General features: G+C 72.3%; 7 protein-coding genes and 1 pseudogene. 3 read left to right on the forward strand and 5 right to left on the reverse strand.

Annotated features, from left to right (window positions below):
- Both E1202_RS31965 and E1202_RS30455 read left to right on the forward strand, forming a co-directional pair.
- Window positions 1-1,414: pseudogene (locus E1202_RS31965) on the forward strand (hypothetical protein); the annotation flags it as partial.
- A gap of 123 nt (window positions 1,415-1,537) precedes the next feature.
- Window positions 1,538-2,062 carry a GtrA family protein gene (locus tag E1202_RS30455; protein ID WP_132686763.1) on the forward strand — a complete coding sequence of 175 codons (525 nt, stop codon included), beginning with the start codon at window positions 1,538-1,540 and terminating at the stop codon, window positions 2,060-2,062.
- Window positions 2,063-2,065: 3 nt separating this feature from the next.
- Here E1202_RS30455 and E1202_RS30460 read toward each other — a convergent pair whose 3' ends face one another.
- On the reverse strand, window positions 2,066-3,340 hold the full coding sequence (locus E1202_RS30460) for an ATP-binding protein (protein ID WP_132686764.1): 1,275 nt from the start codon (window positions 3,338-3,340) through the stop codon (window positions 2,066-2,068).
- Window positions 3,341-3,548: 208 nt separating this feature from the next.
- On the reverse strand, window positions 3,549-4,223 hold the full coding sequence (locus E1202_RS30465; RefSeq protein ID WP_132686765.1) for a response regulator transcription factor: 675 nt from the start codon (window positions 4,221-4,223) through the stop codon (window positions 3,549-3,551).
- A gap of 133 nt (window positions 4,224-4,356) precedes the next feature.
- On the opposite strand from E1202_RS30465, the gene hisN reads away from it, so the two are divergent.
- A complete protein-coding gene (gene hisN, locus E1202_RS30470; RefSeq protein ID WP_235879123.1) occupies window positions 4,357-5,130 on the forward strand; it encodes a histidinol-phosphatase in 774 nt (257 codons plus the stop codon).
- A 198-nt stretch (window positions 5,131-5,328) separates the two neighbouring features.
- On the opposite strand, the gene E1202_RS30475 is transcribed toward hisN, so the two are convergent.
- The 3 genes from E1202_RS30475 to E1202_RS30485 form a co-directional block, all read right to left on the reverse strand.
- The gene (locus E1202_RS30475; RefSeq protein ID WP_132686767.1) at window positions 5,329-7,080 is read right to left on the reverse strand and encodes a DUF2339 domain-containing protein; all 1,752 of its coding nucleotides are present in this window, start codon (window positions 7,078-7,080) and stop codon (window positions 5,329-5,331) included.
- A 359-nt stretch (window positions 7,081-7,439) separates the two neighbouring features.
- Window positions 7,440-7,742 (reverse strand): hypothetical protein, encoded by a 303-nt coding sequence (locus E1202_RS30480; RefSeq protein WP_132686768.1) that lies wholly within the window; start codon window positions 7,740-7,742, stop codon window positions 7,440-7,442.
- Window positions 7,739-8,770: TNT domain-containing protein (locus tag E1202_RS30485; RefSeq protein ID WP_207919006.1), on the reverse strand; the 1,032-nt coding region annotated here is incomplete at its 5' end. The genes E1202_RS30485 and E1202_RS30480, both read right to left, overlap by 4 nt.

Here is an 8,770-nt window from a genome sequence, read left to right on the forward strand (position 1 = left end):
GGCGCCACCTCCGCCGGCTGTGGCGCCTTCGCTCAACGCGACCGGCCCCTCGCAGCCGTTGCAGCTGGTCGCCGGGGGTGCGCCCGTGTCGGTGCCGATCCGGGTGATCAACGGCGGCACCGGTCCCTCGGTGCCGCTCACCTCGACGATGGCGCTGCCCCCGGGCGTGACCGCGCAGCTCCCGGCGGCGGTGTCCGGCCCGGCGAGCACCGCGCCCCAGGCCGCGTCGACCACGCCCGCGAGCACGTCGCCGCAGAGCGCCTCGGTGCGGACGCAGGCCGCCGGTGCTCCGGCGGTGCGCTGCAACGGTTCGCGCGGCACCGTCACCTGCACCACCGACCGGGGCCTGCAACCGGGTGAGTCGATGGTCTTCGACTACCTGGTGCGGGCCGACGAGTCGGCGACCGGCGGCGAGATCACCGTGTCCATCAGCGCAGGGGGCCAGATCGATCTGCGGCTGCCCGCGGTTCCGGTGATCGTGCAGCCCGCACCGGCACCCCCGCCGCCCGCACCGCCCGCACCGCCGAAGCCCGTCGACCGGGTCGATCTCCACGCCTGGGCGTGGGACCAGCCGTGGATGGACATCAGCCGGGTCGCGATCGGGGTCCGCAACACCGGCACCAGCACCGGTCGCGCGGAAGTGGTGGCCGAGCTGCCCGAGGGCGCCGAAGCCGACGTCGTGCCGACCGGCTGCACCGCCGTCGGCCGCGTCGTGACCTGCGCCGAGGACGGTTTGGCGCCGAACGAGGGCTTCTACCGGGAGCTGTGGGTCTCCAGCGACCGCGATCACCCGGGCCACCCGTGGTGGCCGGTGCACGACCCGGAGGCGGTGACCGTCGAAGGACGTCACCGGCACGACGTCTGGGTGCCGATCACCGCGACGCTGGGCGAGGCGACCGATCGGCAGGCCGTGGCGCTGCACCTGTGGTCGCCCTGGCGGCCGCCGAAGCCACCGGAACCGACCCCGCCGCCGACCACCACCGGCACCACCACGTCGACGACGACCAGCACCCGGCCGGGCTGCCCACCGGGGTGGCCGCCGGGCCACACCGGCGAGCCGCCGTGGCCGCCCGGGCACGGCAACGGTCACGGGCACGGCAACGGTCACGGGCACGGGCACGGGCACGGGCACGGCAACGGTCACGACCGGCCGTGGGAACACGGGCACGGGCACTGCCGCCCGCCGTCGCACGAGCGCCCGCTCCCGCCGCCGCAGCCGTCGCCGACCGCGGTCCCGCCCACGACGACGACCGCACCACCACCGACGACGACCACGACGCCGCCGCCGAGCCCGACTCCGAGCTCGTCGTCGACGCCTCCGTCGACGACGACCGCACCACCGTCGTCGTCCACCACGTCGCGCCCGACCACGTCGAGCACCACGACGTCGAGCACCCCCACGTCGGGTTCCTGACCTGCTCAGCGCTCGTCCCGGCCCCGATCCGACCGCCGATCGGGGCGGGGCGAGCCGCGAGAAGTGAGGTGGCGTACTCCGGTCCTGGCCCGGGGACGCGCGGCGCCTCCGTAGACTCGAGGGGTGTCCGTTGCAGATTCGGTACTCGCGCGGGTCCCGCAGCCGTACCGGGCTTTCGCGTTGCGCTACCGCGAGCTGCTCAAGTTCGGGGTCGTCGGCGCGATCACCTTCTTCATCGACACGGGCATCTTCTACGCGCTGAAGCTGACGATCCTCTCGCCGAAACCCGTGACCTCGAAGGTCATCGCGGTGCTGGTGGCGACGCTGGTGTCCTACGTGCTCAACCGCGACTGGTCGTTCCGCACGCGCGGCGGTCATCGCAGGCATCACGAGGCGACGCTGTACTTCATCATCAGCGGCATCGGAGTCGGCCTGTACTCCGCGCCGCTGTGGGTCTCCCGCTACGTGCTCCACCTGCAGACGCCCTACACGAGCAGGCTGATCGAGGAGATCGCCGACTTCACCGCCGGGCAGATCGTCGGTCTGCTGCTGGGGATGGCGTTCCGCTGGTGGGCCTTCCGCAAGTGGGTCTTCCCCACCGACCACGAAGAGGGCACCCCGGAGAACGACCGGGCGCTGGCCCGCTGAGGTTCAGCGCGGGGTGGGTTCCGGCTTCCACAGCAGGCCCAGCACGTCGTCGGCTCGCGCGACCGGGAGGAACACCTCGAACATCGCCGGGCGCGCCTGGCTGAGTTCCAGGCGACCGCCGTCGGCCTCCACCAGCGCCCTGGCCAGCGCCAAACCGACCCCGGTCGAGCCGTGCCCGGAGAAGCCGCGCTCGAAGACGTGCGGGACCAGCTCGTCCGGCACGCCCGATCCGGCGTCGGAGACCTCGATGAGCACCGTGCCACCGCCGTGCCTGGCGGTGAGCGTGACCGGGCCTTCGCCGTGCCGCAGTGCGTTGTCCAGCAGCACCCCGACCGCTTCCCGCAGCCGCGCGGGGGTGGCGCGCGCCAGCAGCTCGTCACCGATCTTGAGCCGCAAGGTGCGGCCGTGGTTGCGCAGCGGTTCGCGCCACTCGTCGGCGACCTGGTTGAGCAGGCTGGTCACGTCGAGCGGTTCGGCGTCGCGGGCGCGGGCGGCGGTCGCCGCCGCCAGCAGGTCGTCGAGCACCGCGGAGAGCCGCTCGGCCTGCTCCAGCGCGGCGCCCGCCTCCTCGGAGACGTCGGCGTCGTCGACCGCCGCCAGCGCCTCCAACCTCAGGTGCAGCGCGGTCAGGCGGCTGCGCAGCTGGTGCGAGACATCGCCGACGAGTTCGCGTTCCCGCTGCACCAGCTGGGACAGCGCCGCGCCGGAGGCGTCGAGCGCGTCGGCGACCCGGTCGAGCTCGGGCACCTCGTGCCGCTGCGGATCGGGCCGGAAGTCACCCGCGCCGAGCCGCGCGGCCCGCGACGCGACGTGGCGGAGCGGATCGGCGAGCCGTCGCGCCGTCACCGAGGCGACGATCATGCCGGTGCCCGCGGACAGGACGACCAGCATCAGCACCAGCCCGGCGACCTGGAGCTGCTGGGTGCGCACCGGAGCGCTGGGAGCGGCGATGGTCACCGTGCCGCTCTGCACCATCGGCACGCTCTGGACCAGCGGATCCTCACCGGGATCGGGTCCGTACACGTAGTCGTGCGCCTGGGTCCGCACCACCAGGCGAGCCCCGCCGGGAACGGCCAGCCGCACGGCGTTGAGGTCGATCGGGCGCTGGTTGGCGACCTGCTCGTCGAGCAGCGTCGCGATCTGCTGCGCCCGCGTCGACAGGTCGGCACCGGTGAGGTCCTGGACGAGCTTGAGCGCGCTGAAGCCCAGCGGGAGCCCCAGCACGACGGTGGTGACGGCCACCGCGAGCAGAGTGGCCTGCAAGATCCGGCGACGCATCGAGGACTAAATCCTGTTGAGGGGGTTGCTGTGCTCGGCGGTGCCGGTGGCAGAACCTGAGCGGCTCCCTGGACCCCGCGCGCCACTCCTGATCCATGCCGATGCACGGCGTCGCGGCGTGCTCACCGCGAAACCGCTCAGAACCTGCGGCGGTGCGGGCTGAGTCCCACACCTGAAACACCGGCTTCGCCGCATTCCTCAGCTGCTCCTAGTCCGAGTTGAAGCGGAAACCGACACCGCGCACGGTGGCGATGCGGGTCTCGTCGAGCCGGCCGTTGCCGTCGCCGAGCTTCCGGCGCAGCCACGAGATGTGCATGTCGAGGGTTTTGCTGCCCTTGCGGTCGGACTCCGGCCAGACCTCCTCGAGGATCTCCTCGCGGGTCACGACCTGGCCCGCGTGCTGCATCAGCACCCGCAGCAGCTCGTACTCCTTGTTCGCCAGCTGCACCTCGTGCTCGTCGACCAGGACCCGGCGGGCGGTCAGGTCCAGGCGCACCCCGGAGGCCTCGACCGTTTCCGGCGCGCCCCGGCGCAGCAGCGCGCGGATGCGGGCCATCAGCTCGGCGAGGCGGAAGGGTTTGGCCACGTAGTCGTCGGCACCGGCGTCCAGGCCGACGACGAAGTCGACCTCGTCGGTGCGCGCGGTGAGCATCAGGACGGGGAGTCCGCGGCCCTGCGCGCGCAGTCTGCGGCACACCTCCAGGCCGTCCATGTCCGGCAGCCCCAGATCGAGGACAAGCAGGTCAACGCCACCCTCGGCGGCGGTGTGCAGCGTCGACGGACCGTCGGCGATCACCTTCACCGCGTAGCCCTCGCGTTGCAGCGCCCGGGACAGCGGCACCGCGATGGCCGGATCATCTTCTGCCAGCAACACCACGCTCACGCATCCCAGACTAGAGCCTGCGCCGGAGTTCCTTCGCCGAGCGGTGCGGCTAGGACGCCGGAAAGGCTCGGCGGATCACCACCGCCACCGCCCTCGCCAGGTCACCGGTGGCCACGGACTAGGGTCTGGGGACGTGACCAGCGATCTCGATCTCGCCCAGCAGCTGGCCGATGTTGCCGACTCGATCACCACGGCGCGCTTCCGCGCCCGCGATCTCGGCGTCGACCGCAAACCCGACCGCACCCCGGTGACCGACGCCGACCTGGCCGTCGAGGACGCCGTGCGCGAGGTGCTCGCCGAGCACCGTCCCGGTGACGTCGTCGCCGGTGAGGAGCGCGGCGGCACGACCGGCGACGGCCGGGCCTGGGTGCTGGACCCGATCGACGGCACCAAGAACTTCCTGCGCGGCGTGCCCGCCTGGGCCACGCTGATCGCGCTGGTCGACCACCAGCGCCCGGTGGTCGGCATGATCAGCGCCCCGGCGCTGGGCAAGCGCTGGTGGGCCGCCGCGGGCGAAGGCGCCTGGTGCCGGACCGGTCGGGGCGAGCCCGAGCGGATCTCGGTGTCCGGGGTGCGCGACACCGCCGACGCCTACGTGTCCACGACCCACCTGGGCACCTGGGTGGAGCACCACTCGCGGGAGTCCTACCTGCGGTTGATCGACGCCTGCTGGGAGAACCGTGCGTTCGGCGACTTCTGGCACCACTGCCTGGTCGCCGAGGGCGTCATCGACATCGCAGCGGAACCGATCGTCAACCCGTGGGACGTCGCCGCGGCGCAGATCCTCGTGGAGGAGGCCGGCGGCAGGTTCACCGACCTCTCCGGAGTCGCCCGCTACGACGGAGGCAACGCCCTGTCCACCAACGGCCACCTCCACGAAGAAGCCCTGCGCCTGCTGGAGCGCTGAGCGTTTCGCAGTGGCGGAGCCACTTTCGTCGTACGGGTGAGAGCTGAGCAGCTCGCACCGCCGGGGGTTCTGAGACGTCGTCTGGCGAGTACGCCGCGACGCCGTGCATGGACGTACATCAGGAGTGGCGCACGGAGTCCAGACGGCGTCTCAGGTTCCCCTACTTGCGCCGCTCAGCAGAACGACCACATCCGCGCATCACACCGATGGTTCTGCTTGGCGGGTGAGGAGTCTGGCGTAGCCGACTCCTGCGGTGAGCAGGATCAGGCCTGCGCGCAGGAACGCGATGACGCGGGCGAAGCCGTCGAGCGTGGCCAGGTCGAACAGCAGCAGCTTCGCCAGCGACACGGCCGTGAGCACCAGGCCGCCGATGCGCAGGTGCCGGACCTGGACCCCGCGCAGCAGCAGGGCGATCGCGAACACCACCCAGCACAGGGTGATCAGGATGTGGCCGGTCAGGAACGCCGCGCGCGTCTCGCTGACCAGCAGGCACGCGGCCATCGTGGCGCTGGCGGTGCCGTAGAGCAGCGCCAGCGCGGCCGAGGCCCACAGCGGCAGCGAGGACGGCAGGCCGGCGACCTTCCCGATCCGCACCCCGGCGGTGGGCAGCGCGACCGCCACCGCGGCGATCAGCAGGCCCGCGACCAGGCCGGCCACGCCGGTGCCCTCGTCGGAGAACAGCAGCGCGCTGATCGGCACCTCGTTGGCCAGGGCCAGGAAGAACCCGAACACCGCGTAGCAGGCGGCGCCGAGCATGATTCCGCCGCGCCGCAGCAGGTGACCGGCGACGGTCAGCAGCAGCGCCTCGCACAGCAGGCCGGTGGCCCAGCTCGACGCGTCCAGCGCGGTGATCGTCGCCTGCCCGGTGGCCACGACGGCCATCGCTCCGACGGCGGCCAGGAAGCGGCCGGGCAGCCAGTCGGCGAAGGCGGGCAGGGAGCGGCCGACGGCCCAGATCGCGGCCAGCAGCAGCGCCATTCCCGCGCCGGTCGCGGTGGCCTCGGCGCGTTCCAGCAGCATCGGGCCGGCCAGGAAGGACGGGGTCGGTGCGGCGACGAGCAGGCCGATCGCGGTGCGTTCGGCGGCGGGCCGGAAACCGGCCGTCACGGCGGCGATGACGACGCCCAGCACGGCGGCGACCAGGATCGCGGGCACCAGCACGGGGTGCGGGAAGGCCAGTCCCCAGAACGCGCCGACCAGCGCGGCCAGCACGGTGGGGATGCCCGCGGCGAGCGCGAGTCCGCCCCAGCCGCGTCGCACCTGAACCGGGGCGGCGGCGACCTGCAGCAGCACCACGAAGCCGATCAGCAGCGCGTCGGCGCCCTGGGTCATCATCGGTGCGCAGATGGCGGAGCCGAGCACGACGCCGATCGCCAGCGGCTGCGCCTGCCAGCGGTCGGCGAGGACGAGTCCGCCGATCGCGACGAGCAGACCGGTCCCCAGGCCGGCCGGGGCCGGGAGGTAGCCGTAGAGCGTGGTCGCGGCGACGACGTCGAGGAACAGGGCCGCGAAACCGGTGGTGGCCAGCGCGATCGAGGCGATGCGCTGTTCGGCGGCCTCGCGGTGCACCCACCCACCGGCGGCGATGAGCAGCGCGGCCAGCGCGGCTCCGCCGGAGACTCGCGCGGCCGGGCCCAGCCAGTCCTGCTGGACGGCCAGGACCAGCAGGAAGACCACGCCGAGCAGGGTGACGCCGCCACCGACCGAGGCCAGCACGCGGCTCGGTTCGAGGTTCGGCCTGATCCGACGCCGGGGCGCGGTCGGCGTCGGGTAGGCGGGGAGCGGTTCCGCGGGCGGCTGCTGCGGAGCGGCCGGTGGCGCGGGAGTCTCCTGGGGCCGGGTGGCCGACTCGGTCTGCAGCACGCTGCCCAGGTACGACAGGCGCTGCCCGATCGCGGCGAGCTCACCAGCGACCAACTGGAGGGTGTCCCCCTGGTGCGGTTGCGACATGCCGACATGCTCCAGCCAACAAGCCCCCAGGACATCCGTAGCACTACTCAAACACCGGACACCCCATACCCAATTGCCGGATACAGACACGGACACCGATACCCGTCAGGCAACCGGCGAAGCCGGTTTCTCCTTGCCCCACCAAAGCAACCGGCACCGCCGCGGGTTCGCCAGCGGCTCTCTGGGGAGGACAGCCGTAGCGCCGTGATTGGACACATACACAAGTCTCGGATCCCGGAGCCAGAGAGCCGCTCAGGTTCCGCTTCTGGCACCGCCGATCAACAAGACCACTGAGCAGTTGTCAGTAAAGGTCTCTGCCCCCCAAAACCAAAGGCTCGTTCAAGACCGCCCAGAAGGACTCACCGAACAACAGGAGTCCCCTGAGGAGGAGTGTTGGTGACGTCGACCGGCCCGACCACACCGCGCAGCGCCTGAGTCCAGGTGAGCCGCCCGAAGAGGTAGAAGCAGGCGACCTGCTCGTTGCTGAAGCCGGCCCAGTCGTAGCGGTTTCCCTGCTCTCGCCAGAAGACCTCCCAGCCGGGTCCGCTCTCGGATTCCGTGCGCAGCAGGCACCAGGCGTCGTCGGCTTCGGCGCCGATGGAGACCAGTTCTTCGGGCACTCCCATCGCGATCAGCCAGCCGAGTACCGATTCGCTGTTCATCGCGGGCTCTCCTGTTGCCGATCGTGCTGGTCCGGGGGTGGTTCGCCGGCGGTGGTGCCGGTGAGCACCAGGCGCAGCGTGGAGGCCTCCGACAGCTCCCGGGACTTGGTCAGTTCCACCAGGTACCCGAGCCCGACGAGGTCGGCTGCCGGGTAGGTGGTGCGGTAGCGGACTCCGCGGCCGGGCTGCTCGAACCACGGCGCGGCCACCGACCGCCACACCGGGAGCGGCCGGAGCAGCCGGTAGCGCCGGTAGTCCCGCTCCGCGTGGTTGGGAGGCAGCGAGCGGTGCGCGAAAGGCGTTGCGGCGGCGCAGAAGAGCCGTCCGTCGCCGGTGCCGAACAGGTCGATGACCGCGTCCGGTTCCAGCACGACGGCCTCGCCCGGTTCGAACCCGCCTTCCGGGAACTCCTCGGCTCGCGGCCAGCGGTGCCGGGTGTGCTCGCCGTCGCGGATCTCGTAGCGGCGTTCCCAGTCGAGTTCGCTGAGCTCGCCGAGCGGTTCGTGCGCGGCGAGCAGTTCTTCCGGGGTTTTGGCGGGTTCGGCGGGTTCGGCGCGGTTGCGGCGCGCTTCTTCGTACAGCGCGGTGTTCTGGGCGCGGCGCAGGGCGTCGGTGTCGTCGACCAGGTCGGAGCGGGGGTGGTCCTGCGGCGGGAAGTTCAGCCCCTCGCGGTTCTCGGGCGCGTCGTGCACCGGCAGCTGGCGACTGGCCTGGTCGGCGGCGACCGGCATGTAGCCGATCGGGAACTGGTGCAGCACGAAGGCGACCACGTCGGCGTTGCGCGGGCCGTGGCGCAGCGGCCGTTGCTGCGGTTCCGGGGTGGCCGGGGCCTGCGGCGGCTGGGCTTGCGGCGGCAGCGGGCGCAGTGCTCCGCGCTGCACCTGCTGGTGGGAGGCGGGCTGGTTCTGGACGTGCTGGGGCTGGCCGCCGGGCGGCTGCGGTGCGGATCCGGCCTGCCCGAAGACCATCGACCCCCGGTTGACCGGGGGAGGTTGCGGTGGGCGCACGGGGGCCGCGCCCTGCTGGGG

It is taken from the genome of Saccharopolyspora karakumensis (assembly GCF_004349225.1).
GTDB classification, from domain to species: domain Bacteria; phylum Actinomycetota; class Actinomycetes; order Mycobacteriales; family Pseudonocardiaceae; genus Saccharopolyspora; species Saccharopolyspora endophytica.

Bases quoted from the DNA above. Each gene is read 5' to 3' on its own strand.
- E1202_RS30460 (WP_132686764.1), bottom strand. From the start codon at position 3,340: ATGCGTCGCCGGATCTTGCAGGCCACTCTGCTCGCGGTGGCCGTCACC.
- E1202_RS30475 (WP_132686767.1), bottom strand. From the start codon at position 7,080: ATGTCGCAACCGCACCAGGGGGACACCCTCCAGTTGGTCGCTGGTGAG.
- E1202_RS30480 (WP_132686768.1), bottom strand. From the start codon at position 7,742: ATGAACAGCGAATCGGTACTCGGCTGGCTGATCGCGATGGGAGTGCCC.